Source organism: Bordetella tumbae (assembly GCF_054780995.1).
In genome coordinates, this window is record NZ_BAAGVG010000015.1 from 220,897 (window position 1) to 246,765 (window position 25,869).

Annotated in this window: 27 protein-coding genes; 23 read left to right on the plus strand and 4 right to left on the minus strand. The window is 61.2% G+C overall.

The genetic code is table 11. The features are described from left to right. Positions 1 to 100: 100 nt before the first annotated feature. The 5 genes from ACYVI2_RS13320 (at position 101) to ACYVI2_RS13340 (ending at position 5,376) form a co-directional block, all read left to right on the plus strand. Positions 101 to 1,090, plus strand: a complete 990-nt coding sequence (locus ACYVI2_RS13320; protein WP_415818688.1) for a Bug family tripartite tricarboxylate transporter substrate binding protein — start codon at positions 101 to 103, stop codon at positions 1,088 to 1,090. An 18-nt stretch (positions 1,091 to 1,108) separates the two neighbouring features. Then, positions 1,109 to 2,614: a class I adenylate-forming enzyme family protein gene (locus tag ACYVI2_RS13325; RefSeq protein WP_415818687.1), complete on the plus strand. Its 1,506-nt coding sequence runs from the start codon at positions 1,109 to 1,111 to the stop codon at positions 2,612 to 2,614. Next, on the plus strand, positions 2,611 to 3,396 hold the full coding sequence (locus ACYVI2_RS13330) for a citryl-CoA lyase (RefSeq protein WP_415818685.1): 786 nt from the start codon (positions 2,611 to 2,613) through the stop codon (positions 3,394 to 3,396). Before ACYVI2_RS13325 ends, ACYVI2_RS13330 begins: the two co-directional genes overlap by 4 nt. A gap of 43 nt (positions 3,397 to 3,439) precedes the next feature. Then, the gene (locus ACYVI2_RS13335; protein ID WP_415818683.1) at positions 3,440 to 4,282 is read left to right on the plus strand and encodes an SDR family NAD(P)-dependent oxidoreductase; all 843 of its coding nucleotides are present in this window, start codon (positions 3,440 to 3,442) and stop codon (positions 4,280 to 4,282) included. 116 nt (positions 4,283 to 4,398) lie between these two features. Next, positions 4,399 to 5,376, plus strand: coding sequence for a Bug family tripartite tricarboxylate transporter substrate binding protein (locus tag ACYVI2_RS13340; protein ID WP_415818681.1), 978 nt, complete (start codon positions 4,399 to 4,401; stop codon positions 5,374 to 5,376). On the opposite strand, the gene ACYVI2_RS13345 is transcribed toward ACYVI2_RS13340, so the two are convergent. Beyond that, positions 5,369 to 6,595, minus strand: a complete 1,227-nt coding sequence (locus ACYVI2_RS13345; protein ID WP_415818679.1) for an isochorismate synthase — start codon at positions 6,593 to 6,595, stop codon at positions 5,369 to 5,371. The genes ACYVI2_RS13340 and ACYVI2_RS13345 overlap by 8 nt on opposite strands. Positions 6,596 to 6,861: 266 nt before the next feature. Here ACYVI2_RS13345 and ACYVI2_RS13350 point away from each other — a divergent pair, with 266 nt between their 5' ends. Further along, positions 6,862 to 8,136 carry an MFS transporter gene (locus ACYVI2_RS13350; RefSeq protein WP_415818677.1) on the plus strand — a complete coding sequence of 425 codons (1,275 nt, stop codon included), beginning with the start codon at positions 6,862 to 6,864 and terminating at the stop codon, positions 8,134 to 8,136. Positions 8,137 to 8,154: 18 nt separating this feature from the next. Here the strand turns inward: ACYVI2_RS13350 and ACYVI2_RS13355 are convergent, their stop codons facing one another. Beyond that, positions 8,155 to 9,399, minus strand: coding sequence for an alpha-hydroxy acid oxidase (locus ACYVI2_RS13355; protein WP_415818675.1), 1,245 nt, complete (start codon positions 9,397 to 9,399; stop codon positions 8,155 to 8,157). A 162-nt stretch (positions 9,400 to 9,561) separates the two neighbouring features. On the opposite strand from ACYVI2_RS13355, the gene ACYVI2_RS13360 reads away from it, so the two are divergent. From ACYVI2_RS13360 to ACYVI2_RS13370, 3 genes are all read left to right on the plus strand, one after another. Then, positions 9,562 to 10,440: a LysR family transcriptional regulator gene (locus ACYVI2_RS13360; RefSeq protein ID WP_415818673.1), complete on the plus strand. Its 879-nt coding sequence runs from the start codon at positions 9,562 to 9,564 to the stop codon at positions 10,438 to 10,440. A gap of 193 nt (positions 10,441 to 10,633) precedes the next feature. Then, positions 10,634 to 10,888 (plus strand): AbrB/MazE/SpoVT family DNA-binding domain-containing protein, encoded by a 255-nt coding sequence (locus tag ACYVI2_RS13365; RefSeq protein WP_415818671.1) that lies wholly within the window; start codon positions 10,634 to 10,636, stop codon positions 10,886 to 10,888. Beyond that, the gene (locus ACYVI2_RS13370) at positions 10,888 to 11,250 is read left to right on the plus strand and encodes a type II toxin-antitoxin system PemK/MazF family toxin (RefSeq protein ID WP_415818669.1); all 363 of its coding nucleotides are present in this window, start codon (positions 10,888 to 10,890) and stop codon (positions 11,248 to 11,250) included. The genes ACYVI2_RS13365 and ACYVI2_RS13370 overlap by 1 nt, the downstream gene beginning before the upstream one ends. 50 nt (positions 11,251 to 11,300) lie before the next feature. Here ACYVI2_RS13370 and ACYVI2_RS13375 read toward each other — a convergent pair whose 3' ends face one another. Continuing rightward, positions 11,301 to 11,903 carry a hypothetical protein gene (locus ACYVI2_RS13375; RefSeq protein ID WP_415818667.1) on the minus strand — a complete coding sequence of 201 codons (603 nt, stop codon included), beginning with the start codon at positions 11,901 to 11,903 and terminating at the stop codon, positions 11,301 to 11,303. 144 nt (positions 11,904 to 12,047) lie between these two features. Between ACYVI2_RS13375 and ACYVI2_RS13380 the strand changes: the two genes are divergently transcribed. The 5 genes from ACYVI2_RS13380 to ACYVI2_RS13400 all read left to right on the plus strand — a co-directional run bounded on the left by ACYVI2_RS13380 (position 12,048) and on the right by ACYVI2_RS13400 (position 16,843). After that, on the plus strand, positions 12,048 to 12,866 hold the full coding sequence (locus tag ACYVI2_RS13380; RefSeq protein ID WP_415818665.1) for an IclR family transcriptional regulator: 819 nt from the start codon (positions 12,048 to 12,050) through the stop codon (positions 12,864 to 12,866). 193 nt (positions 12,867 to 13,059) lie between these two features. Next, positions 13,060 to 13,953, plus strand: coding sequence for a TauD/TfdA dioxygenase family protein (locus ACYVI2_RS13385; RefSeq protein WP_415818663.1), 894 nt, complete (start codon positions 13,060 to 13,062; stop codon positions 13,951 to 13,953). A gap of 56 nt (positions 13,954 to 14,009) precedes the next feature. Continuing rightward, on the plus strand, positions 14,010 to 14,996 hold the full coding sequence (locus tag ACYVI2_RS13390) for a Bug family tripartite tricarboxylate transporter substrate binding protein (RefSeq protein WP_415818661.1): 987 nt from the start codon (positions 14,010 to 14,012) through the stop codon (positions 14,994 to 14,996). Between the two features lie 116 nt (positions 14,997 to 15,112). Further along, positions 15,113 to 16,018: a 3-hydroxyacyl-CoA dehydrogenase gene (locus tag ACYVI2_RS13395; protein WP_415818659.1), complete on the plus strand. Its 906-nt coding sequence runs from the start codon at positions 15,113 to 15,115 to the stop codon at positions 16,016 to 16,018. Positions 16,019 to 16,102: 84 nt separating this feature from the next. Next, a complete protein-coding gene (locus ACYVI2_RS13400) occupies positions 16,103 to 16,843 on the plus strand; it encodes a phosphotransferase (protein ID WP_415818657.1) in 741 nt (246 codons plus the stop codon). Between the two features lie 548 nt (positions 16,844 to 17,391). On the opposite strand, the gene ACYVI2_RS13405 is transcribed toward ACYVI2_RS13400, so the two are convergent. After that, on the minus strand, positions 17,392 to 17,892 hold the full coding sequence (locus tag ACYVI2_RS13405; protein WP_003098996.1) for a DUF305 domain-containing protein: 501 nt from the start codon (positions 17,890 to 17,892) through the stop codon (positions 17,392 to 17,394). A gap of 450 nt (positions 17,893 to 18,342) precedes the next feature. Between ACYVI2_RS13405 and ACYVI2_RS13410 the strand changes: the two genes are divergently transcribed. From ACYVI2_RS13410 to ACYVI2_RS13450, 9 genes are all read left to right on the plus strand, one after another. Beyond that, positions 18,343 to 19,089, plus strand: a complete 747-nt coding sequence (locus tag ACYVI2_RS13410; protein WP_003120040.1) for a hypothetical protein — start codon at positions 18,343 to 18,345, stop codon at positions 19,087 to 19,089. A gap of 118 nt (positions 19,090 to 19,207) precedes the next feature. Further along, a complete protein-coding gene (locus ACYVI2_RS13415; protein ID WP_003090093.1) occupies positions 19,208 to 19,420 on the plus strand; it encodes an AlpA family transcriptional regulator in 213 nt (70 codons plus the stop codon). A gap of 42 nt (positions 19,421 to 19,462) precedes the next feature. Next, a complete protein-coding gene (locus ACYVI2_RS13420; RefSeq protein WP_003090095.1) occupies positions 19,463 to 20,338 on the plus strand; it encodes a ParA family protein in 876 nt (291 codons plus the stop codon). Then, positions 20,322 to 20,591, plus strand: a complete 270-nt coding sequence (locus ACYVI2_RS13425; protein ID WP_415818654.1) for a hypothetical protein — start codon at positions 20,322 to 20,324, stop codon at positions 20,589 to 20,591. The genes ACYVI2_RS13420 and ACYVI2_RS13425 overlap by 17 nt, the downstream gene beginning before the upstream one ends. Next, positions 20,584 to 22,263: a ParB family protein gene (locus ACYVI2_RS13430; protein WP_415818652.1), complete on the plus strand. Its 1,680-nt coding sequence runs from the start codon at positions 20,584 to 20,586 to the stop codon at positions 22,261 to 22,263. The genes ACYVI2_RS13425 and ACYVI2_RS13430 overlap by 8 nt, the downstream gene beginning before the upstream one ends. A gap of 14 nt (positions 22,264 to 22,277) precedes the next feature. Further along, positions 22,278 to 22,838, plus strand: a complete 561-nt coding sequence (locus ACYVI2_RS13435) for a DUF2857 domain-containing protein (protein WP_003090097.1) — start codon at positions 22,278 to 22,280, stop codon at positions 22,836 to 22,838. Between the two features lie 3 nt (positions 22,839 to 22,841). After that, the gene (locus ACYVI2_RS13440) at positions 22,842 to 24,074 is read left to right on the plus strand and encodes an STY4528 family pathogenicity island replication protein (RefSeq protein ID WP_057393110.1); all 1,233 of its coding nucleotides are present in this window, start codon (positions 22,842 to 22,844) and stop codon (positions 24,072 to 24,074) included. A gap of 430 nt (positions 24,075 to 24,504) precedes the next feature. Then, a complete protein-coding gene (locus ACYVI2_RS13445) occupies positions 24,505 to 25,299 on the plus strand; it encodes a PFL_4669 family integrating conjugative element protein (RefSeq protein ID WP_003090099.1) in 795 nt (264 codons plus the stop codon). Further along, positions 25,296 to 25,823: a DUF3158 family protein gene (locus tag ACYVI2_RS13450; RefSeq protein WP_057393109.1), complete on the plus strand. Its 528-nt coding sequence runs from the start codon at positions 25,296 to 25,298 to the stop codon at positions 25,821 to 25,823. Before ACYVI2_RS13445 ends, ACYVI2_RS13450 begins: the two co-directional genes overlap by 4 nt. The last annotated feature ends 46 nt before the right edge of the window (positions 25,824 to 25,869 follow it).

Here is a 25,869-nt window from a genome sequence, read left to right on the forward strand (position 1 = left end):
CAAACACTGCATCTTTGCGAGATATCCCGGTGAGCAGATCATAGATCGCACAGGACAAACACATATTGTCCAAATAATAAACAACCCATTGGAGACTGCAATGCATTCTGTTATGAGACGTTTTGCCGGGTGCCTGGCACTCGCCCTCGCGGGCATCGGCTTTGCGACTGCCGCTCAAGCGGCGGACAACTATCCCTCGCGTCCTATCACGCTGGTCGTCGGCTACGCGGCCGGCGGCGCCACCGACATCGTGGCGCGCCTGATGGCGAAGTCTTTGTCGGATTCGCTGGGCCAAGCGGTGGTTGTCGAGAATCGTCCCGGGGCGAACAGCAACATTGGCGCCGAGGTGGTATCCCGTGCCAAGCCCGACGGCTACACCCTGTACGTCGGTTCGATCGCGAACACGATCAACCGGACGCTGTACGAAAAGCTGAACTACGATTTCAAGAAAGACTTCGCACCTGTGGCATTGCTGGCCACTATTCCGAACATCCTGGTGGTGCATCCGAGCTTGCCCATCAAGTCGGTGCAGGAATACATCGATTACGCCAAAAGCCATCCCGGCAAGTTGACCTGCGCTTCGTCGGGCAGCGGTTCGTCTATCCATCTGTCGTGCGAGCTCTTCAAAATGGCGACCGGCACGGATATTTTGCACGTGCCTTATCGAGGCAGCGGACCGGCGGTAGCCGATCTGTTGGGCGGGCAGGTGAATTCGATGTTCGACAACCTGCCGTCCTCGTTACCGCAAGTCCAGGCCGGCAAGCTGCGCGTCCTGGGGGTGACGTCGCTTGAGCGCGTGCCCTTTGTGCCCGACGTGCCGACCTTGGCGGAATCCGGGTTGTCTGGATTCTCTGTGCAGTCGTGGTTTGCGGTGGTGGCGCCTGCAGGCACACCTGCCGCCGTCGTCGAGAAACTGAATGCCGCGATCAACAAAGGCCTGTCGAGTAACGAGATGCGCAGTGCTTATGAACACGGCGGATTCGTGTTGCCTGCGCCACCCAATACGCCGGAGACCTTGCAGGCATTCATCGATAGCGAGATCGCGAAATGGGGCAAGGTTGTGACCTCGGCCGGCCTCAAAGTGCAATAACCAACTCAGGAGCTGTTTGTGTACCCGATTGATTTTTTTCTGCGGGCCGCCGCTCGCTTTCGTGATCGCATCGCATTGGATACGCCGCAAGGCGCCTGGACCTACGAGCGGCTGCGCCGCGAATCGCTGGCGCTGGCCACGGCGTTGCAAACGCTGGATCCCACACCGCAAAGCCGAGTCGCTATCTGCGCCGGCAATACGGCGCAGCATGTGGTGGCATTGCTTGCTGTGATCGCTTCGGGAAAAATCTGGGTACCGTTGAACTATCGCAGCACCAAGCAGGAGATCGTTCGCATTCTGGATGCGACTGCCCCCAGTATCGTGATAACCGACGGCACGGGCGACGCGTTGGTGGACGCGGGGCGGACTGAGCATATCCGTCTGGATGCGCAGGCCGGTGAACACGCGCTCGCCAGCCTGCTGCAGACCTACGAGGGCCGAGAACCGGTGCGGTGTGAGCCTGGCACCGACGCTACTCAAGCGATTAAATTCACGGGCGGTACGACGGGACTGCCCAAAGGTGTGATGCAACCCTATCGTGCCTGGACGGCGGTGATCGTCAATCAGATCCATGCATGGAAATTGACCAGCGATGATCGCTACGTCGTCGCTGCGCCGGTGACACATGGCACCTCGACGTATCTGTTGCCGGTGTTGGCACAAGGCGGCACGCATGTCTTTCTGGATGAGTCCTCGCCTGCCACGATTACGGCAGCGTTTCGCGAGCGTGGTGGAACCTTGTCGTTCATGCCGCCCACGCTGATCTACATGATCATGGCGCAACCTGGTGTGTCGCGCGCGGATTTTCCGAAGTTGCGTAATCTGATCTACGGCGGGGCACCGATGCCCGTCGAGAAATTTGAACAGGTCCGTGAGTTCTTCGGTCCAGTGATTGGCTCTACCTATGGCCAGACCGAGTCGCCGCAGATCGTGACGGTCATCACGCCGGAGGATTTTACGGATTCGGTCAATACGGGATCTGTGGGCTGCGCGACGTGGTTTTCAGAGTTTGCCATCATGAATGCCGAGGGCCGGATTCAACCAGCGGGTCAGCCGGGCGAGGTTGTCGTGCGTGGCGATCTCGTGATGACGGGGTATTGGCGATTGCCGGAAAAAACGGCAGAGACACTTGTCGATGGTTGGCTGCATACGGGCGACGTGGGAGTCGTCGACGAGCGTGGCTATTTATATATCAAAGACCGCTTGCGCGACGTGATCATCACGGGCGGCTTCAACGTGTATCCCATCGATGTCGAGAACGCGTTGGCGCAACATCCCGCGGTCTATGAATGCTCGGTGTTTGGCATTCCAGATGATAAGTGGGGCGAGGCCGTGCAGGCTGCTGTGCAGTTTCATCCCGGCCTCTCGGTTGATTCACAAGAACTGATGGCATTCGTCCGCGATCGGCTCGGCCCGGTGCACACGCCCAAACGCATTCATGTGATCGATAGCCTGCCACGTTCACCGGTCGGCAAGGTCCTCAAAAACATTGTTCGAGATTCCGTGCTCAAGGAGGCAGTATGAACCGTCCCGTTACCCATCTATGCGCCCATCACCTCGAGGGCATGTCGTACCGTGATGCCGATCTGGTCGAGGATTTGATTGGCAAGAAGACATTCTCCGAAGTGATGTTTTCACAAATCATGGGCCGCGATGCGCGGCCGGTGGACTTGCGCATTGTCGATGCCGTGTTGATCACGTTGATGGAACATGGGCTAACGCCCAGTGCGATCGCAACACGCGTGGTGTACATGAGCGCACCGGAAAATCTGCAAGGCGCCGTGGCTGCAGGCTTGATGGCGGTCGGCAGCAGTTTTGTCGGCACCATGGAAAACTGTTCTGTGCTGCTCGATCGGATTCTCAAGGCTGACGATGCCGAGGCCCTGGCGCGCGAGATCGTGCAGGCGCATCGAGATACTAAAAAACCCTTGCCGGGATTCGGCCACCACCTGCACAAGCCTGATGATCCGCGTGCTCTCAAGCTGCTGGCCTTGGCAAAGGCTGAGCCGGATTTGCAAGGGAAATGGGTTGCTGCATTGGAACTGCTCGCTCGCACCGTCGACGAGATCTACGGTCGGCATATCACCATCAACGCGACGGGGGCCGTGGCCGCATTGTTGGGTGAGCTGGGTATTCCCACCCAGCTGATGCGTGGTTTTGCGGTGATCTCGCGGGCAGCGGGTCTGGTATCGCATATCGCCGAAGAACAGCAGGACCCCGCCGGGCGTTTTATCTGGGAAACGATAGACCGTGAGATCCCGTATGTAGGAGCGGGCAAATCGGCGCATCATCAAACGGAGCGTTGAGCATGAATGTCATCGGCGCCATGCCGGACTCGCGGAGCGCAGCATGACCACAGATCTCGATTATCTGCAGGCGGTGCTGCCTGCCGCGAGCGCAAGACTGGCCGGTAAAGTCGCACTGGTATCGGGAGGCGGCTCCAGCGGGCCTGGGTGGAGTATAGGCAAGGCGTGTTGCGTCACCTTGGCTCGCCATGGGGCCACGGTGTGTGTACTGGATGCCAATCTCGATGCGGCCCGGGATGCATTATCTGCCCTACAGGCATTGGGCGCGCAAGGGTTGGCTTTGCAGGCCGATGTCGCCGACGCTGCTGCGATGGAGCAAGCCGTACAGGCAGTCATGTCTGCCTATGGCCGGATCGATATCCTGCAGGCGAACGCTGGCATAGGCAAAGTCGGCGGCCCCGAAGACATCGATATGACCGATTGGGAGCGCATCCAGAAAGTCAACGTCGACAGTCTGCTGATTGCCAGTCGTCTGGTGCTGCCCATTATGTCCGCGCAGGGCGGTGGCGCACTCATCACCGTGTCATCGGTGGCTGGCCTGCGCTACCTGGGCTATCCGCATCTCGCCTACAACGTCACCAAAGCCGCGATCATTCATTTTGCCCGCATGATCGCTCAGCAATACGCCGGCCAAGGCATACGTGCCAACACGGTCGTACCCGGTTTGATCGATACGCCGCGCGTGCGCAACACTGTGGCAAAAATGTTCTCGGCCGATGATTTCGAGCAAGCCAAAGCCGCGCGGGATCGTCAGGTGCCGATGGGACGGATGGGCACGCCCTGGGAAATCGCCAACGCCGTGGCGTTCCTGGCTTCGGATGAAGCCAGCTACATCACGGGGACGGAACTGGTGGTTGATGGCGGATTGATCGGAAAATATGTGTGATGCTGCTTGTGGTGCGAGTGGTTCCAGGACCGGTTTTTCGCTGCGAGTCATTTCGCAGTCCGAGTTAAACTCGGCCACCTCAGAATCCTAGAACGACTGCACGGAGAGACAAGCTCATGCGCAAACTTTTACGGGCCACCCTCATGGCGGTTTTGCCGCTGGCGGTTGTGGCGAATACCGCTCACGCGGCCGCTGATTGGCCGTCCAAGCCCCTGACGTTGATTGTGCCGTTCGGCCCGGGGTCGAGCCCGGACACCATGGCGCGGGTGATTGCCGAGCAGGTCAGCGAGACCCTGGGCCAGCCGATTGTGGTGCAAAACAAGCCGGGCGCCAGCGGTAACCTGGGCACGGCTGCCATCGCCAAGGCGAAACCGGATGGCTATACCTTCGGTGTTTCCATCACGGGGCCGCTGGTCAACAATACCGTGCTGTACAGCGACCTGCCGTATGACCCGAAAAAGGACATTGATCCGCTGACGCTGGGCGTGCATCAACACAATATCCTGGTGGTGCCTGCCAACTCGCCCATCAAGTCGTTCGATGACTTGTTGAAGGCCATGAAGTCCCAGGCAAAACCCTATAACTTCCCGTCGACCGGGGCAGGCACCGTCTCGCATCTGTCGGTTGAGCTGCTGCTCGAGCGTACGGGCGGCAAGGCCGTGCATGTGCCTTATGCGTCGTCGCCGGCGGCGGTGACCTCATTGCTATCGGGCGATACCGATTTTGCGGCATTGCCGCCCATTGCAGTGATGGCCATGATCAAAGATGGCCGTCTGCGGGCATTGGCTGCCGTTTCCAAAAAGCGTTTGAGTTTCTTGCCTGATACGCCGACGATCGAGGAACTCGGTGTCCCGGGCATCGAAGGGTCTGGCTGGATAGGTTTCGTGGCGCCTGCGGGCGTTCCCGCCGATATCGAGAAAAAGCTGGAGGATGCCTTGATGGGCGCCATCAAGACGCCCTCGGTGCAACAGCGCCTGGCCTCCCAGTACATGGAGCCCGCAGCGGATGGTCCTGACGCGTTCCGTCAATACATGGATGACGAGTTCAAGCGCTGGGAACCCTTGATCAAGCGCCTGAACCTGACCGTCAACTGATTGCGCGCATAAACGTTTCCATCTTGGTGGCCGTTTCGGCGATTTCACTATCGGGATCCGAGCCGGCCACGGTGCCCGCACCCGCGTACAGACGCAGGTTGCGGTCGCCGGTTTGCAGGGCGCAGCGCAGGGTCAGCGCCCACTCTCCGTCGCCGTTGGCGCGCTGCCAGCCCACCAGCCCTGCAAAATAGCCTCGTTCGAAGGGCTCCAGGTCACGGATATGGCCAAAAGCCACATCGGTAGGATGCCCGCAGATTGCCGGTGTGGGATGCAGTGCGCACGACAGGTCCAGCGCCGTGACTTCGGGGTCGCGCAATGTACCGGTGATGTAGGTCGACAGGTGCCACAAGGCGTCGGTGCCGATGACAGAAGGGCCGTCGGGTACGTCCAGTTCATCGCAATACGTGCGCAGAATGCGGACGATATCGTTCACGACATAGCTGTGCTCGCGCAGATCTTTTTCTGAGATTGCCAAGCGTTCCTTGCGGGCGCGATCTGTGTCCGGGTCGGAGTGGCGGCCGATAGAGCCAGCCAGCGGATTCACATGAATGCGATTGCCTTCGCGCCGGACCAGCAATTCAGGACTGGCGCCGACCATGGTGCCGCTGGGTGTGCCCGTCGGCGTGTTGTCCTGATGTGAGTCCCGGTCGCTCAATCCCCATGCGGGGATGGCAAAGGTATAGCCATGTGCGTTGCGCGCCAGCAGATCGGGTAAGAGGCGCTCATAGTCCACCGGCCGATCCAGCGTGACGTCCATCGCGCGCGACAACACGATTTTCTTGACATCGCCTTGGGCAAACAGCTTCAGGGCCTTGCGGACCATATCGCCATAGGCCTCGGGTGCGGGCACGGGTTGACGGTCGACAACCTTGGGGCGGTTAGAGACAGTCGCCGCAGTGCCAGTCTGTTGGGCGGCCGCATAGGCGTGATGAGGGGCCTCGCGCTCAGGCACTGCCGCTTGTTGATATTGCGCGGGAATCGTCAGGCTGGCGGGATTGGCGGCGTTAAACGGCACCAATCCAAACATGATCGGATCGTTGATGTGCTGCTGTTCGGCCTGTGCAAACAGTGCCTTGACGGCCGCGGACGTGGCGGGCTGATAGGCGGTCAGCGTATCGGATCCTTGGCGCGCTCTGAATTGGGTCGTCGGGGATGCGAAAAAAATATCGCCGATGCTAAAGCTGTCGAGCAGCCATTTTGAGGCTGGTTCCTTGTGCATTACTGTGTCTCACTTCCAAAAAATGCCTGCGTGCTGCAATCGCGGCTCGGCGCCCGAGGATGGGGGGCTTTGATGCGGCCCAGTGGCAAAAAACCCAGGCCGTGACGGTATCAGAAAAATGACGGTAGGGAGAGCCCCCACGCCGCTCAATCATTCCTGACAGTCTTATATAAGACCTGGCATAATACGGCACTGGCGTCCCCTCTCTTGTGTGATTTACCCAGAAGACAACTGCCGTATCCGGCGCCGTTCTTCTTTTCGACTTTATGTCTGCCCCGTCTCCCTCTAGCCGCTCTGCGCTATTTCATCAGCCCTCCGGTTTCCTGTCGTTTCTACTCGCTCGCGTATTGGCCATGGTTGCTACGCAAGTACAGGCAGTGGTGGTGGCTTGGCAGGTTTACGATTTAACGCGCGAACCTATGGCGTTGGCCTATGTGGGGTTGGCCCAGTTCCTGCCCATGCTGTTCTTGTTGCTGCCAGCAGGAGACCTCATTGATCGATTGCCGCGCAAACACATTCTGGGAGTGAGCTGGGGGGTAGGCGCAGTGTGCAGCGCCTTGCTGTGGTGGCTGTCGGATCATGGACACGAGGACGTCTCGAATATTTATGCAGTGCTGGTGTTGTTCGGCGCTTCGCGCGCGTTCTCCGGGCCGGCCATGCAAAGCTTGCTGCCCCAATTAGTCACGCGCGAACAATTGCCCCAGGCGATCGCCACGAACACCATGGTGATGCGCAGTGCAGCGATCGGTGCTCCCATGCTGGGTGGTTTGTTGTACGGCGCGGGCGGTAGCCACGCGACGTATCCCATCTGCATGGTGGCGTTTGCTGCGGGGGCATTGCTACTGCAAAAAGTGCGTGTTTTGTATTCGACGGCCGACCAGGGTAGGGCCGCTACGTCGCAGGCGGGCAGCACCAATATCTGGCAGCGTTTTGGTATCGGCATCCGCTTTATTTTCCGCCGTCCCATGATTCTGGGGACGATTTCCCTGGATCTGTTTGCCGTTCTGCTGGGTGGGGTGGTGGCGCTGTTGCCTATTTATGCTCACGAAGTTCTGCAGGTGGGGCCGCAGGGGCTGGGCCTGTTACGCAGTTCTGCTGCAGTCGGCGAGGTGGCTGCGGGTATTTGCCTCAGCATGTTCCCCTTTAACGCCAAGGTAGGCCAACGCATGTTGATCGCGGTGGCAGTGTTCGGCATTGCCAATCTGGTGTTCGCGTTATCGCACTGGATGTGGCTGTCGTGCCTGGCGTTGGCTGTCGCGGGCGCGGCCGATATGGTGAGTGTGTATGTGCGGGGTGCGCTACTTCAGTTTGCGACGCCCGATGCAATGCGGGGCCGGGTCAACGCAGTCAATATGCTGTTTATCGGTTCGTCCAATGAGTTGGGCGAGTTTCGCGCCGGCGCCAGCGCGGCCTGGATAGGCGCTGTGCCGGCGGCGATAGCGGGCGGTCTTTGTACCTTGGGCGTAGTGGGGCTGTGGAGTTATCTATTCCCGCCGTTGCGCACCGTCAATCGATTTGAGGATGCGCAAAACCGGGATTGATCCCGGCCCGGTGGATTGTCAGCGGCTGCGCTGCCGCAGATGCTGCGGCCCTAGCTCCGACGGGCTCAGCACACCCAGCAGGGCCATGTTGCGCGCCATTTCCGTAGCGAGAATGCCGATGGCATGTGTGACGCCTGCCTGCCCGGCCACGGCGCCCGCGTAATTGAATGGCCGGCCGACAAACACGAATTTTGCGCCCAGGGCCAGTGCCATGAGGACATCGCTGCCTCGACGAAAGCCGCCATCTATCATGACGGGATAATCGGGACCTAATGCACGCACTACATCGGGCAGCGCACGTAACGGAGCGATCGCACCATCGAGCTGCCTGCCGCCATGGTTCGAGACAATGATGCCGTCGGCGCCATATTGCCGTGCCATTTGTGCGTCTTCCGGGGAAAGAATGCCTTTGATGACCAGGCGGCCTTTCCAACGGTCACGTATCTGTTGGACGTGGGTCCAGTTCAGATGATCGCGGGCGCCAAATTCGCGCATGACGTTCGACGCGATGATGGGGGCGCCGCGTGTGGCGTGGGAGTTTTCGAAATGCGGCACGCCATGGCGCAGAATGGTCTTGAATGCGGTCCCCAACAGCCAACGCGGATGGGTGATGCCATCCCAGGCCAGACGCAGGCTCGGGCGCAACGGTGTAGAAAAGCGTGCGCGGATGTTGTTCTCGCGATTGCCCGAAACCGGCACGTCGGCGGTGACGACGAGCGTTTTGAATCCCGCGGCCGCGACACGGTCCACCAAGGCGTCGATACGCTCGGGCTCGCCGGGGACGTAGGCTTGAAACCACGCTTTTGGATTGGCGGCGGCGATGTCTTCGAGGCGGATGAGTGAGGATCCGCTCATGATGGCGGGAATCTGCGCTGCCGCGGCGGCCTGGGTCTGGATCAGGTCGCCCCGGTAGGCCGACAACGCGCTCACGCCCATGGGTGCGATGCCGATGGGCGCGGCCCAGCGTTCGCCGAATAGCGTCGTAGCCAGCGAGCGGCGCGAGGTGCTGATGAATACCCGGGTGACCCAATCGTAGTCCGCGAAGGCATCTTCGCTGCCGCGCAGCGCACGATCGGTCTCGCAGCCGCCGCTGACGTACGCAAAAATAGGCGAGGGCAGATGGCGCCGGGCAGCGTCCTCGAAATCCGCCAGAGACAGCACGCGTTGCAAGCGTTTAGGCACCTGCCATCCGCCTGTGGCGGATTTGCTGGGCGAGGTGTGGCTGGCGATGGGATAGTCCTGTAGGCGGAGTTCGTCTTGCATGAAAATTCCGGAATGAGCGAGTAAGGTCGTATGCTAGAGCGAAATAATCAAGTAATGGGCGATAATTCGTCGTTCCATAAGTAAGAAATTCTTGACAATGGCGCACCTGCCTCGGAAAAGGCTGCCGCCGCGCATTATGGGTAGCCTGGGGCTCGGATAACTATGAAACTGCAATACTTGGCCACGCTGTCCGCCGTCGTTGCGCACGGTAATCTCACCGCCGCTGCAGAACAGGTCAACCTGACGCGCAGCGCCGTCAGTCTGCAGATGAAGCAGTTGGAGGCCTATTTCGGGCAGTTGCTGTTCGACAGGTCCGGGCGTCATGTGCAGCCTACGGCGTTTGCTCGCGAGGTGGTGCGTACAGTGGACCGGGCCATGGCCGAGATCGAGGCGTTGCGCAGTCATGCAGCCCGTGCGCCGGGTGGCCTGGTTCGGCTGGGCATTACAGATTCTGCCCAAACCACGCTTTTGCCATTGGCGTTCGCTGATCTGTTGCGCAACGCGCCGCAGGTGGAGCTGCAAATCGAACGCGGTTCGACGCCGATTTTGCTGGACGAACTAAAAGCCGGCAGGATCGATGTGGCAGTGCTGATCCGGCCGCCTACCGGCGGATCGAGCCGGCTGTTGTGGACGGAATTGCTGAATGACGAACTGGTGCTCGTGGTGCCCAAGGGGTTGAGGGCTGCACCGCCTGCTCAGATTTTGCGTGAGCAACCCTGGCTCCGATTTGACCGCCGTATGGTCGCGGGCCGCATGGCCGGGCAGTTCGTGGAAAAGCTCGTGCCGCAGCGCCAGCCTTTAATCGATCTGCCGTCGATAGACGCGATAGTTGCCATGGTTGGCGCCGGTGTCGGCGTGTCGGTGCTGCCGCGATTACGCGTCGAGCATCTGCATGCGCACGCCGTGCGTGAAGTGAGCCTGGGGCCGAATGCGCCGGTGCGCAAGCTCGCGATGGTGCGTCGCAAAGCCGAGTCGGATCATCGGCTGCTGGATATTGTGGAGTCGTCTTTTGTGGCGGCGGCGCGGCAGTTAAAGGCGTAATAATTTTCCATCCGGCGTTGCCGTCATGGCGCGAGTATTTCACGGCCAAGATGCCGTCGAGAGCAAATCGAATGCATGATAGATAGATGTCAATCGGCCCTTTTTTGAGGGATCAATGTAATTTGTATATACGTGTTGATACGTAATGCTGTTGTGTATATACTCGTTAATACGTCACAGGAGGTTGGACATCATGGCAAAGGTCGCAAAACTTACGATTCAGCAGTGGGGGAACAGTTTGGCCGTTCGAATTCCCGCGGCGGTCGCGCGTTCGGCGCATTTCGAGGCGGGCCTTGAGGTCGAGGTGGCAACGGATGAGGTCGGTGTTACGGTGAAGCCAGTCGGGCCGCGCAAACTCACCTTGGCGGAAAAGCTTGAGAAGTTCGACCCAGCTAAACACGGTGGCGAAGCGATGGCGATTGGCCCTGTCGGTGCAGAGGTGCTTTGATGGTAAAGGTCACCTGGGTGCCAGATCGTGGCGACATTATCTGGATCGACTGCAATCCTCAGGTGGGTCGAGAGATGAAGAACATGCATCCCATGCTGGTGCTTTCGCCTATGGCATTTAATGAGAGGACAAGCATCGTGATTGGTTTGCCTATGACCACGGCCGAGTACAACGATAGCAACCCTTTTGCGATCAAGTTCAAAGGTCCAAAGGGTGTCACGAGTTATGTTTTGGCGCATCAACCCAAATCATTCGATTGGCGTGCGAGGGGCGCCAAGCCTCATCCATGGAAGCACGCGCCCAAGGATGTATTCCTGGCCGCGTGCGAACAATTAAACCAGATCATTTCGATTGGTGATTAAGGGATGCGTACGGACAGAGGGCGATCGTCTATTGCGATAGGCGCAACGACCTAATTCCGCCATTGTTGATAAGCCAAACGCGTCACGGTGGAGACCGAATCCAGTACCTTCTGATGATTCACCTGATGCCGCAGCATCAGCCGTGCATCTGCGACATTGCGCGATTTGCAGAACCAATGGCAGCTGTGTTGAAACAGATACAGCTCTGCCGAGAGGTGATACGCGCGGGTTTTGGGATCCCAGTCATCGTTGTTGTCCACGACATGACGTAAACCCGCCGCATGAATATGCAGCAGTTCGCGAAAATCTCGTGTCATGCTGGGCAGAAAGCGCTCGATATATGGGACACAGAACGACAGCATGCATACGGGAGTGTCCTGGGGGCTTTCCTGTTGCATGGCTTTGGCCAGTGACAGTACCTGCGCGGCCACGGAACGCTCGGTGGGGGCAAAGGTCTCCAGCACCTGAAGCTGGCGGGCCTCGGTGTCTGCTTTGATGGCGCGAACATACCCTTGCGTGAGCGTTTCCATGTGGCGCTCGAGCTGCAGGTTCGCTAAATGCCGTCCGAGCAAAATGATGTGCGTACGCTGATAACGCACGCGCAACACCTGCCATACTACGATCACTAACAACAACGATAATGCAATGTCCATTGCCTGTGGTCCTTCAATGTCCTACCGATACGCCGGCGGACAAGACAAAGGGCCTAAACCGAAGTCTGGCCCTCTTTCAAATTGGGTGAGAGACGAGATCTGCATTAGAACATTAAGTCGTTGTTTCCTGAATGGATACCCTGGGTGAAAAAGGCGTATGCTTTCGGCGACCTATGCGCCGCAGAGCTCTACGCCATGCCGGAAAAACCCATCAAAACCTCGCAGCGGGTGTTCGAAATACTTGAGGCCTTCGAGACCGAGCAGCGTCCTATGGCGCTAAAGGATTTCACGCAGGGTTTCGGCTATCCGCCCTCCAGCGCCTCGGCGCTGCTCAAAAGCCTCGTGACGCTGGGCTACCTGGACTACGACCGTTTCTCGCGCACCTATATGCCGACCATGCGTATGGCGTCGCTGGGTAACTGGGTGCAACGCGCGCTGTTTGGCCAGAATGAAGAGGTGCTGCGCCTGATGCAGCGATTGTCCGAGGCCTACGGGGAAACTGTCACGCTGTCCGCACAAAGTGATTTGTATGTTCAGTATGTCTACCTGATCCCATCGCGTCTGCCGATCTGGTATGCGGTGCCCATCGGCACGATCAGGCCGATCACGCGTTCGGGCAGTGGCTGGGCCATGCTGGGTGCGCGTACCGATGAAGAGATCGTCGAGCTCGTGCGGCGAGTCAATTTTCACGAGCCGGATCGAGCCAGCAAGACGTCATTGGCCGAGCTGATGCTGCACGTCGAAAAGGGGCGCCGTGACGGCTACGTATTCAACAAGCACACGCTGGAGCAGGGGGCAGGGGGGATTTGCATGGTGTTGCCCGAGCGCCGCTTTGGCCGGCTGTTCGCGTTGGCAGTTTCCGGTCCTGTGCAACGGTTGGAAGAAAAGGAAGCAGAGGTCGTTGCGGCGATGCATGCTGGCATCACTCAATTGGAAGCCGCGAAGCCTACGCAGGCGGGGTGAGTCAGCTTCGATCGCTTGAGAAACGGACGCTTATTGGGGCACAGGGGCACGACGTCAGGATTTTCACATATATGTAAATGCAGTCGGAATGCGGCTTTCCGGCCTGTTTTCCGGGGCTCGATGATAGAGTACTTGCAAGCTTTTCAAAGCGTATCGCAGTGTGCTTTTGTCCCCAGTCAGCAGGAGGGTCATCATGCGTATCGAGCGTCTGCATCCAGACTTCGGCGCCGAAATTCACGGTGTGGGTTTGATCGAGGCAATATCCGACGCGGCGGTTTTTGCCCAAGTGTCTGCCGCGTTCGAAGAGTATTCCGTATTGGTCTGGCGAGACCAGCCTATCACCGATGATGTGCAGGCTGCATTCTCGCGCGGGTTCGGCCCCTTGGAATTGGTCAAGGTCGGATCGGCCGGGCATGGCACGTTCTATTCGCGGATGAACAATATCGGTCAGGACGGAAAGATCGTGCCGCCTAGCGACAAGGCGCTGATCATCGCGCGTGCCAACCAACTCTGGCATACCGACAGCTCATTCAAGCAGGTGCCGGCCGTGGCATCCGTACTGTCGGCGCGCGTCATTCCCGAGCAGGGCGGTGAAACCGAGTTCACCTCGACTCGCGCTGCCTGGGAACGGTTGAGTCCGGCCGAGCAGGCCGCGCTGCGCGATGCCGTGGTGATCCATAGCTACGCCACATCGCGCAACAAAATCGATCGGGCCATGATGACGCCCGAAGAGCATGCCGCCTTGCCGGCTGTGCGTCGCCGTATGACTTGGCGTAATCCGGTCAATGGCCGCCGTTCACTGTACCTGGCATCGCATGCGGGCGCCGTCGAGGGGATGGGTGACCAGGACGGCGCCGATATGCTGGCCCATCTGATCGAGCGTGCCACAGAGCCTGCCTATACCTACGTGCATAGCTGGCGGCCGGGTGATGTCGTCATGTGGGATAACCGCGCCACCATGCATCGTGGCAGGCCCTGGGGGCCCGATCAATTGCGATCCATCGTGCGTACGACTATTTCGGCGACTGAACCATCCGGTCTGGATGACGTGCTGCCTGAGCGGTGGGAACAACGCGCAGCGGCCTGATGCCGCACGCCGCGGAGCCGGAAAGGCCCGCATAAAAAATACAAAGAGGAGACACTATGAAAATCAGGTCCTTGATGGCTACCTGTCTATTTGGGATGGTGGCCGCGACCCCGTTGGCGGCCATGGCCGACGACGCGGCAGACTATCCCAATCGCGCTGTGCGCATCATCGTGCCATATCCCGCTGGCGGTTCCACCGATATCCTGACCCGCTTGCTGGCGCAGGGCCTGACTCAGCGTTGGGGCCAGCCCGTGGTGGTAGAAAACCGCGGCGGTGCATCGGGCATCATTGGCAACGAGGCCGCGGCCCGTTCCGAGCCCGATGGCTACACGCTGTTGATGAATGGCAGCGGTCCGCATGTCGTGAACATCAGCCTGTTCGACAAGCTGCCATATCATCCCGTCAAGGACTTTGTGCCTATTGTGCTCGGCATGACGATTCCTTTGTTGATGGTGGCGCCGGCCGATGCCCCCTACAGCGACGTCAAGTCCTTTATCGCCTGGGCCAAGAAAAACCCGGACAAGGCCAACTACTGTTCGATTGGTCCGGGCTCGCCATCGCATTTGGCTGGTGAGTTGTTCAAGTCCATGTCGGGCCTGACTCATCTCACGCACATCCCATACAAAGGCAGCGGTCCCGCGATTATCGACACCATCGGAGGCACCTGCAACATGATGTTCGATGCCGCGTTGTCGTCAGGGCCGCAAGTCAAGAATGGCAAGATGAAACTGCTGGCGATCGGTACCGCGCAACGAGATCCATCTTGGCCGGATACACCCACCGTGGCCGAAAGCGGTCTGCCTGGCTTCAGCGCATACACCTGGAGCGGCCTGATCGCGCCCGCCGGCGTTCCGCCAGCGATTGTCAAAAAAATCCAGGACGATGCCAACGTCGTGCTGCGCAGCCCCGAGGTCAAGGACGCGCTGCAGAAACAAGGTGCCCAGGCCGGTGGCGGGACATCTGAAGAACTAGGGAAATTCGTCGACAGCGAAATCGCCAAGTGGGCCAAGGTGATCAAGGACAGCAACATCACCGTGAACTGAGTCCGGTCCATGCAACCCTGGAGGTTCGCTCTGCTCGATGGAGAGCGAACCGCTAGCAGGCCTCTTGAGATCGAGGGCCGTTCAAAGACCGATCTGTCATTGCAAATGAGTTGGGAATGAAACTAGCGATCGTTGGGTGTGGTGTGGTCGGCTCATCATGGGCATTGGTGTTTGCCCGCGCCGGGCATGAGGTCACGATTTATGATCGTTCGCCTGAGGCGGCTGAGGCAGCAGTGGCTTTCGTGGCGGCTGCGGATGCGTCGTACGCGGCGCGATGCCGGATAGCAGTCGATTTGGCGGATGCATTGGCCGGCGCCGACTATGTCCAGGAAAGTGCGCCAGAGAGACTGCCGATCAAGCAAGCGCTCTACCGGGAAATGGATGCGTTGTTGGGCGCGAACACGATTGTTGGCAGTTCGACATCGGGCTTTCCTGCCTCGAGTTTTACGACAGGGTTGGCCAATGCAGAACGATATTTGGTGGCACACCCGATCAATCCGCCTCACCTGATCCCGTTGGTAGAGCTCGTTCCTGCGCCTGCCACCGCATCAGCGACGGTGACTTTCGTCCATGATTTGATGTGCAAACTTGGCCAGAGCCCGATTCAACTGACGCGGGAAATCAACGGCTTTGTGGTCAACCGTTTGCAAAGCGCGGTGCTCGGTGAGGCCTTTCGTCTGGTGGAGGACGGTATCTGCACACCTGGCGAGGTAGATGCCGCAATGGCCGACGGACTAGGCTTGCGCTGGTGTTTCATGGGGCCGTTTGCGACCATCGATTTGAATGCGGCAAATGGCGTCGCGCAGTATTGTGAAAATCTCGGTCCGATGTACTACGGATTGGCCAAAGAGCAGGCCGACCCGCGCGAGTGGGGCCCTGCACTGATTGCCGGCATCGAAGCCCGCATGCGTGAGACCGTGCCTGCGCAAGCTTTACCGGAACGCCGCCGTTGGCGTGATCGTTTTCTGAGCCGCATCGTTGAGGCAAAGCGTGCCATTGGCAAGGAACTTGGGCGCGGTTGAGCGATAAATACATCTGCGAATGCAGGTGGAGCGATCACTGCCGTGATTCAATAATATGAATCGAGACAACGGTAGTGAGACGAAATGAGTCATGAACGAGTAGCGGCAGGCGTTCCGGCTGGCGACGTCACTATTCCGAGCAAGGTTTTGGACCTTGCCGGAACGGATTCGGTCGAGGTTGTATGGCGTAATGAATTAGGCGGCCTGACGTTTCGTTGTCACGGCGAACAGGGAGCACGCTACATCAAGTGGCAGCCTTCGGTTGGCTTGAGTCCGGCCGAGCGGGCGGATGTAAACCTCGTCATGGAGTCAGAGAAGCTACGCTGGGCGGGCCAATTCGTTGCGGTTCCCCGTGTTGTTGATTGTGGCGAGGTTGATGGCGCCGCCTGGCTGGTCACTGAGGCCATTGACGCGATACCAGCCGTCGACCCGCGGTGGCGCGATAAAGCGGAAGTCGCGGTGCGCGCCATTGCGACAGGCTTACGGCGATTCCATGATGCGTTGCCAGTGCACAGTTGCCCATATCGCAGCACATGGTTTGGGTCAACCGAGCGGGTGCCGGAGCCTGAGCGTTTGGTGGTTTGCCATGGCGATCCGTGTGTGCCGAATGCACTGCTGAATAGCGAAGGCGGATTTTCCGCTCACGTTGACCTTTCCAGGCTGGGCGTTGCAGATCGTTGGGCTGACTTGGCTATTGCTACCTATAGCATCAGTTGGGAGGTTAATTTTGGACGCAGCTACGACGAGCTTTTCTTCTCGACCTATGGCATTGAACCAGATATGACGCGGATTCAGTTTTACCGGGAGCTCTGGGACAGAGGCTGAGCGATGTGGTCAAACGAACCGCATCGGCTGCCGTGCGATGGCAGCATGCGTTGCGCATGCTGTGGAGGTGTTACAGCGCCAGTGCAGCGAATATTCAGCAGCAAAGAAAAAGCCCAAACCGAAGTTTGGGCTTTTTGAGAATCTGGAGCGGGAGACGAGTCATGCACTAGAGCGCTAAGTCTCTGTTTCCCAATCACTTTCTCCACTGTGGTGATCAGCGAAGAACTCAATTATAGCCTTGTTTTTCGCCCTCGGCAACAAAGTTCATCCAACCACTTCCACCAGCGTCCAAGGATGATCCATCCACCCGTCGTTACGCCTGATGCGTCCAGCTGCTGAGCGGGTTCGCTATCGAACTCCAACTTGCGACGATCATGACTTGCGCTCGCTCCGCAGGCAGCGCGGGGTGGTGTCGCGTGGACTGCCTGGCACCTGGACGGCTGTAGGACACAACCGCCGGCATCGGAACACCGCAAGTACTCATCTTTACATCGCTGCGGCTAACTTCGCCGGAGCGCAACGCGGCGCCAGTGTAGTGGCAGCCAGCCTCAACGAAGGCGTGCAGCAATCCGGTTCATCTGCTCGATCTCCGCGCGCTGGCCATCGGAAATCGCTTGGCATAGGTTGACGAGTTCCGGATCTGAGAGCTGCGCCTCGCGGCACATGAGGATCGCTCCCGAATGGTGCGGGACCATAGACGCGATGAACTGTCGATCGCCGATTCCGGTTTGAGCACGGGTAGCGGCAAAAGAACCGAGTGTGAGAACGGCAAACAAGCCGTACAGCACGAGATTGAGCCGCCGGTTTGGAAACATGCCGGGCATTGTCGCTAGCATGAAGATGCCCATTGGCGCCCACATAGTGACCGCCATGTAGAGCATGTTGAGATTGTTTCTGAAGTCCCTGGCGCCGTCGATCATGCTGAACATTACGAAGTACATGACGACGAGGCCCAACACCATGTTCACCCAGAACTTGGCGTATGGTCGGCCGTGCTTACCCATCTGACCGGATGTGTGATGTTGATGTTCATGGGAATGTTCAGCCATCTCCGTCTCCTATGTGCTGGGGCAACCTGGCAGGGTCACTGGTACTGCGGCAGATACTTTGTCGATATATCAGCATGTGGAGCGATGCATCACTAACCGCTGATTTCCAGTCACCAACTGGACGTAGGGGCGTCGAACGCTTCAACTCGCTGGTCTTGAACCGTCTGGATATCAGACTATACCAAATCGGTCTTGATGGGCTTTGCGCCACCTATGACGCTGGTACCGTGAGCGCCAATATCGAGCTTGCGTCCTCATCGCTCGATGGGCCGGCAACTGATCGATTCTTGCATATCAAGCAAGACAAGGCCACCTGCGGCGGACGCCAATGGCCTCCTCCGCCTTCGCTTAGGGCATCGCCTCAAGCGTCCGTCGCAGGCCATAACGACACAACAGCCCTTGGGCAAGAAAGGAGCCGGTGATGTAGCGCACCCGAAAGGAGACGAAGACATGCACAAGGACATTTCAACATCAAAGGTGTTCTATCGTCCCATCGAGGCGGCCATCCGATGGGCTGGGTTGCTGCGGTATCTCCCGATGATCCTGGCCACGATCGCGTCACCGCGTGTCCTGCCTCGGTCGCTGAACTGCCCTCGATGGAATGAGTGCCGGCTGCACTCGGAACGTATCTATGACGGCATCCTCAACGGAGAGCTGCCCTACGGCAAGAACGGGATCACGCTCAATGATCCGAAGCTGCTCAATTCTCTGGATCTGACTGTTCGCCATGTCGATCTAAAACGCTGGATGCGCACCCACTATCCCGAGCACCGGCCAGGATTTCTGTTCAGCCGTGGCGAACGCATGGCGCATCCTTTCATCACCATGGAAACAGGACAGGCGATCCTCGTGGAGCGGCTGGCCCTTCAGGCCGCGCTTGAACAAGCCCGACGTGAGATGCGAGAACTGCAGGAGCAGCACGACACGCTACTCAAGCAATCCTCGGTGCTGTTGGCATCCAAGCAATGCGAGATCAGCGAACGGGCGGAAACGACCTATCTCAACATCATTGGAGGGATGTTGACGCTGATGCTGAGCCAGTCGCCTTCAGGCGTGCCCTATTCCAGCTTCAAAACGCAGGAGGCCCTTGTCTCTGCATTGGTCGCCCACTACGGCGGCACCATGGGCATCACTGAGCGCACCTTAAACGGAAAGTTCGCCAACGCTAAGAGGTACGTTCGTAGCGCAAGCGCATGAGGTTATCCAGCTTGTATGTGCAATCGCGGAGATTGCATTTGCAATGTCTTTCCGCAGCCAGGTCTATTGAATAGAGGTCACGCCAACAAACGCCACCGAGCGTTCAGGAGTGACCGCCATGTCGCAGACCCCTGTACTCCCGCCGAACGAGCGCCGCATCCTGCGGCTCGATGAAGTCGAAGCGAAGTCCGGCTTCAAACGCGCCCACATCTACAACCTGATGAAGAAGCGCCAGTTCCCTCAGGCGCTGCGCCTGGGCGTGCGCGCTGTCGGCTGGGATTCGATCGAAATCGACCAGTGGATCGCCGAGCGCCTCAACCACCGGACCTGACCCGCTCTCCCGCGGACTTCCCATTCCCAGCCGGAGAGCGCCATGCAGGTCGTGTCCATCATTTCAACGAAGGGCGGCGTCGGCAAGACCACGACGGCCGCCAACCTGGGCGGGCTCGCCGCGGACGCGGGCCTGCGCGTGCTGCTGCTCGATCTCGACGTGCAGCCCACCTTGTCCTCCTACTACGAACTGACCCAGCGCGCGCCGGGCGGCATCTATGAGCTGTTGGCCTTCAACGAGCGCGACCTTGGCCAGCTCGTGTCCCGCACGATCATCGCGGGCCTGGACCTGGTGCTGTCCAACGACCACCGGGGCGAGCTGAACACGTTGTTGCTGCATGCGCCGGATGGCCGCCTGCGGTTGCGGCATCTGCTGCCAGCACTTGCTCCCCTCTACGACCTGGTGCTGATCGACACCCAGGGCGCGCGTTCCGTGCTGCTGGAGATGGCGGTGCTCGCCTCCGATCTCGCGCTGTCGCCCGTCACGCCGGAGATCCTCGCGGCACGCGAGCTGCGGCGCGGCACCATGCAGTTGCTCGAAGACATTGCGCCGTACCGGCACCTGGGTATCGAACCGCCGCCGCTGCACTTGCTCATCAACCGCGTCCACCCGGTGTCCGCCAACGCACGGCTGATCCAGCAGGCCCTGCGCGACCTGTTCCAGGACAGCGCCGGCATCCGCGTGCTCGCCACCGACGTGCCGGCCATAGAAGCGTATCCACGCGCCGCAACGCGCGGCCTGCCAGTGCATCGGGTCGAGCACCGCCAGCCGCCCGGCAGAGTCGCCCCTGCCGCGCTCGACACGATGCGCGCGCTCGCCAGCGAGTTGTTCCCGCAATGGCAGGACCGACTGGCTCAAGTATCCGGCCGCCCGCAGCGACCTCTTGATCCTGGGAGGCCCCATGGCGAACGCACATGAGCTGGCCCGCGGCCACAAGCGGCTGCGCGCCCTGATCGAGTTCGCGGTCGGCGAGGGCTGGCACGTCAAGCGCACGCCGGGCGGGCACCTCAAGTTCACCAAGGCCGGCTGCGCGGCGATCTACACGAGTTCGACAGCGAGTGACCACCGGGCCGAATTGAACGCCCGTGCGCAGATCCGCCGCGCCGAGCGAGAGGCCCGCATGGCGCCGGCCGGCGGTCGTGGGGACTGCGAGGCGTGCGGCCATGGCTGACATGACCTCGCAGGACATGGCAGGCAAGCTGCTCGCGGCCGGCTTCGAGCGCAGCGGCCCAGCGGCTACGGCCTTGAGCGACCCGATCGCGGACACGCCCATGGTCGTGACGCTTGACCAGTTGCGGCCCTACGACCATGACCCGCGCATGAAGCGCAACCCGGCTTACGAGGAAATCAAGGCGTCCATCCGCGAGCGCGGCCTGGACGCGGCGCCGGCTATCACGCGCCGGCCCGGCGGGGACCACTACATCATCCGCAACGGCGGCAACACGCGGCTGGCGATCCTGCGCGAACTCTGGTCGGAGACCAAGGAAGAACGCTTCTTCCGCATATCGTGTCTGTTCCGACCATGGCCGGAGCGCGGTGAAATCGTCGCGCTGACCGGGCATCTTGCCGAGAACGAACTGCGCGGTGGCCTCACGTTCATCGAGCGCGCGCTCGGCGTCGAGAAAGCACGGGAGTTCTACGAGCAGGAGAGCGGCGCCGCCCTGAGCCAGTCGGAACTGGCCCGCCGCCTGGCGGCCGATGGCTTCCCCGTCCAGCGGTCGCACATCACCCGCATGGCCGACGCGGTGCGCTACCTGCTGCCCGCCATTCCCACCGTGCTTTATGGCGGCCTTGGGCGCCACCAGGTCGAGCGGCTGTCGGTCATGCGCACGGCCTGCAAACGCACCTGGGAGCACTACGCCAAGGACCGCTCGCTGCCGCTGGACTTCGACAGCTTTTTTCAGGAGGTGCTGGCGCAGTTCGACACGCAGGGCGACGAGTTCGCGCCGCAGCGCGTGCAAGACGAGCTGATCGGCCAGATGTCCGAGCTGCTGGGCATCTGCTACGACGTGCTGGCGCTGGACCTGACCGAATCGGAAAGCCGCCACCGGGCGCTGGTCAGTGACCCGACGCCACCTGCGGCGCAGCCGGCGTTGCCTTCGCCCACCGCCGGCACGCCGACTCCGCCGGGCGCAGCATCGTCCATCGCCACGCCTGCAGCGGCGGCCGGTCCTCCACCCGCCAGCCCTCCGGCGTCCGAGCCCACCTTGCGCCACGACGACACGGCGGCTAGCGAAGCGGCCACGGGAAGCCCGGCGGCTGCACCGAGCGATCTGCTTCGTGAGCACATCGTCTCGCCGGCACCGACGACCGAACGGCTGCAGTCGATCCAGCGCATGGTCGCCGACCAGTTGGGCGATGCGCTGCCGCCCGACTTCTCGGCGAGCGTGTTGCAGTCCATCCCGGTGCAAGCCGGCGGACTCTATCCGATCTCCGATGTCTGGTACATCGACGCGGGCCTGGACACGCCCGATCGGCTGCGCATCCACATCGCGCAGTTCGCGCGCGAGATCGCCGGGGAGGCAGGCCTGGACGAGTACATCGAGGATCGCGCCGATGGCATCGGGTTTGCGTGCCGCGCCCGCGGCCAAGCCCCGTCGCCGCTCGGCCGCGCGGTGCTGACGCTCCTCACTTCCCTGACGGGTCAGCCCGTCGCCGAAGCGGGCCTGGACGGCGCGCAGCTCGCCGCCGACCTGCCGACCCTGTTGCACGGCCAGAGCCAAGGCCATGGCAGCGGCGCAAGGCGCTTGAGCGACACGGCGTTGGTCAAGCTCTTTCGGCTGCTCCGCTTGGCCCGGCGTCTGCTGGACCTGGAAGCCGGCACCACGGCGCCCGGGACGTGAGCGAGGGAGGTCGCATGTCCACATCGCATCCGCTCAACCAGGCCGTGATCGCCCAGGCGCTGTATGACCTTCGCAACGGCCAACTGCGCCGCTGCAAGGCCATGGGCTTCGGCGAGGCCGAGCTGGATGCGCTCAAGCACCCCGCGCTGATCAGCGTGCTGGCCAACGCCAGCGTCTCGTGGTGCTCGGTCACGGTCAACCGCGAAGTGCTGCAGCGCCTGCTCAACCAGGCACAGGACGTGGAGAAGGAAATCGCCACGGTCGATCGCATGCTGCGGCTGGGGGCCAGCACGGAGATGGTCAGCCGCTTCTATGGCCTGACCCATCAGGAAGTCGCCCTGCGGCGGGAGATCCTCGGCCTGCCCAAGCGCAAGGGGCGCCACCCCGTCCTGGACGAGACCCAGGACACCGAACTGTGGCGGCAATGGAAAGCCGTGACCAGCAGCAGGAACGTCGATCTGGAGGACGAGACCTCGATTCTCGATGCGGCCATGGACCTGGCCGAGGGCATGTCACTGCCGCTCTCGGTGGTCTGGGCCGCGATCAGGAACTGGGTCGATCAGGGATTGGGCTAGGCCATGGCCGTGGACGACACCGCCCCACGAGCCCCGCGTCAAGGCCCCATCGCACTCGCCGACCTGTTCGACGCTGCGCTGAAGGACCTCACGCCCAAGCCACATCCCAGCGCGCCAGCGCCCATGGCAGTGCCCACGCCTGCCGCGTCCGGCGACGCCTTCCTGTTCAGTGGCAATCGGCACGAGAGCGTGCCGCGGCGGCTGTTCCTCGACCGCCGCCTGACACCGCTGGAGCGCAACGCCTGGCAGGTGTTCCGGCTGATGCTCAACGACGACGGCGTCACGGCGTTCCCGACCTATGAGCAGTTGCGCCCCTGGCTGGCGTCCATGCCCTGCGCGGGACAAGCCTCCCACGAGACCGTCGCGCGGGCGCTGACGCTGCTGCGCCTGACGCGCTGGCTGAGCCTCGTGCGACGACGGCGCGACCCCAAGACCGGCCGCATCCTCGGAAACCTCTACGTCCTGCATGACGAACCCCTGACACCGTTCGAGGCCATGCAGCTCGACGCCGACTACCTGGCCCTGGTCAGCCAGTCGCTGGGGCATTCGGCCAAGGCCGTTCAGGTGGTGGGACTCAACACCCTCCAGGAGATCGCGGACGACCCGATGTTGTCCGGACGCACCTTGCCGTCGCGGCTGCAAGTGCTCGCCGAGCGCCTGGCCGACCAGGGCATCACCGCCACCGAAAGTTATCCACAGGAGGATGCGATCCACGATTCCGAAGAAGGGCCCGCGAGCCTTCTTCGGAATGGCGAACGCCCCTCTTCGGAATCCGAAGCAGGGCCGAAACCCGCGCCAGACGGCGCTCTTCGGAATCCGAAGCAGGACCGTACAGTACGTAGTAGTCGTATTAATGAAGTACGTACTACCGCGCAGGCGCGTGCGCTGGGCGACCTGCAATGGCCCAAGCGCTTCGCGGAACTGAAAGCGGAACAGCAGGCCGGAGCCAGGATGGCGTTGCAGCAGGTGGACGCTGCCCTGGGGCAGGCCGTGCTGGACGAATGGGCCGCACGGTGCGGCAAGCATGGCATCCGCAACCCCGCCGGATATCTGTTCGGCATCATCCAGCGCGCCATGCGCGGCGAGTTCAATGCGTGGGCCAAGCAGACCGGCCCAGCACCGCCAACACCATCGGCGGCGCGAGCGCCACCATCCGAGCCGCCGCGCAACGTCGTGCCGCCCGAGGTGGCCCGGCAGCACATCGAGCGCCTGCGCGACCTGCTGCGCAAGACCTGAGCACAGGGCTCGTCAAAGCCGTGAAGTAGATCTCCATGGCGGTTGGCAGAAACGGTCCCCTGGGGACGGCTGTGCGGTGAAGCGCCGGGTGACGGCGCGACCTGCTGCGCGAAACCTGGGCAAAGCGCCTGGCAAGGCCATGAAGCAAACCTCCATGGCGCTCAGCGGAACGGTCCCCTGGGGACGGCCGTGCTGCGAAGGATGGTGTCGAACGACAGCGCGACGTGCGGTGCAGCACGCAACCCGTCGACGACCGAGGCCCGGAGCGCCAACGTGAATGCCCATCTGCGGAGCGGTCCCCAGGGGACCGTTGCGCGCTGCGCCGCCAGCGCGCACAGAACCGGGGGCCGGCTCATTTCGGTTTGTTGACTGACTGCCTTCCGCCGCATGCGGATGCTGGCGGCTCCCTGTCCACCAGCGAGCGATCACCATGGCAACCAGCAACGAACCATTGCAACTCAACCTCGGCTCCCTGCGCAGCGCAATGTCGCTGACGCTGCACACCCACCACGCCTCGCGCATCTGGCATGGCCGCGCCGCCGCCGAGGGGCGACCGGGCATCGTCGGCCTGAACGGCTACATCGCCGTCATGAACAAAATGAAGCGCGGCTCGGAGCAGGACGACCCGTACAGCGACTGGTGGATGCTGCGCATCGAGGACAAGCTCGACCAGACCAAGACCACGCTGCAGACGCTGCGCGAACAGGTGGACCAGGCCCTGGCCGGCGTGCCCGCCGCGTTGACCCTGGGCGAGAACCTCAACGTGCAGCCCGTCAAGCTGCCGCTGTTCGTCAATGCGCAGTTGGGCTTTGCCGCTGTCTATCTCCTGGCCGACTACGACGACATCGCGCGCAAGCTGATCCTCGCCCACCACACCGCGCTGATCGACCGCAGCACCTTAGAGCGCTGGCTCAACGAGGGCGCGCACGCGCTGCGCAGCCTGTTCTCGCTGGCCCAGCAGTATCGCTATTCGGGCTGCACCCGCGACGATTTCGCGGCGAAGAATGCCGCAGCGCGGGCCGCGCTGGAGAAGTTCGGCGAGTTGCCGCAGGACGTGCTCGAAGGCACGCGCCGCTCGAAGTTTGCGCCACCCATCGTGCGCCGTGGTCTGCAACAGCGCGGTGAGAGTCCTGCCGCAGCCGCTACCAGCGTCGATGGTGATGCGGCCGCTGCTGCCGACCCATCCGAAAACGCAGCCACTGCCGGCGAGGACGAATCCGCATGAGCGATCTGAACCAGCCGACCCGCTACTTCCGGGGCCTGCAACAGGGAGCCTTCATGCGCCTGGAACACGCGGCCTCTCTAAAAGGCCTTTTAAAGCCTTTTAAAGGTAAAGGGGACTTGGAGGCCTGGGCCAGCCAGTGCTTCGCCATGCGCGACGAGTTGATCGGCTTGGCGCAGCGACAAGTGCTGCAACAGGCCAGTGGGCATCCCTTCCACCTGCTGCCCGTGGAACTGGCCCAGCAGACCACTGGCGCGGGAACGACGTTCCTGCGCTGGCGCAGGCACGACCGCTCGGCCATGGGCGTGGCCCTGTGGCAGGAGCTGATGGCGAGCACCAGCACGCCGGTCAACCTGCTGGCCGACCTGCACGCGATCGAGCTGCAGCGCATCACGCTGAACATGCAGATCAGCCTGTTGCACACCCTGGGCAGGCAGGCACAGGAGTGCGCCAGCAAGGCCGCCGAGGCGGAAGACGCCTACCTGCGCCGGCTCACGTCCTTTCCCGCCGCAATGCGCGATCGGTGATTGCGCCGGGCATCCCAGCACGCGCCCGGCGCCGACCAGGTGCGGG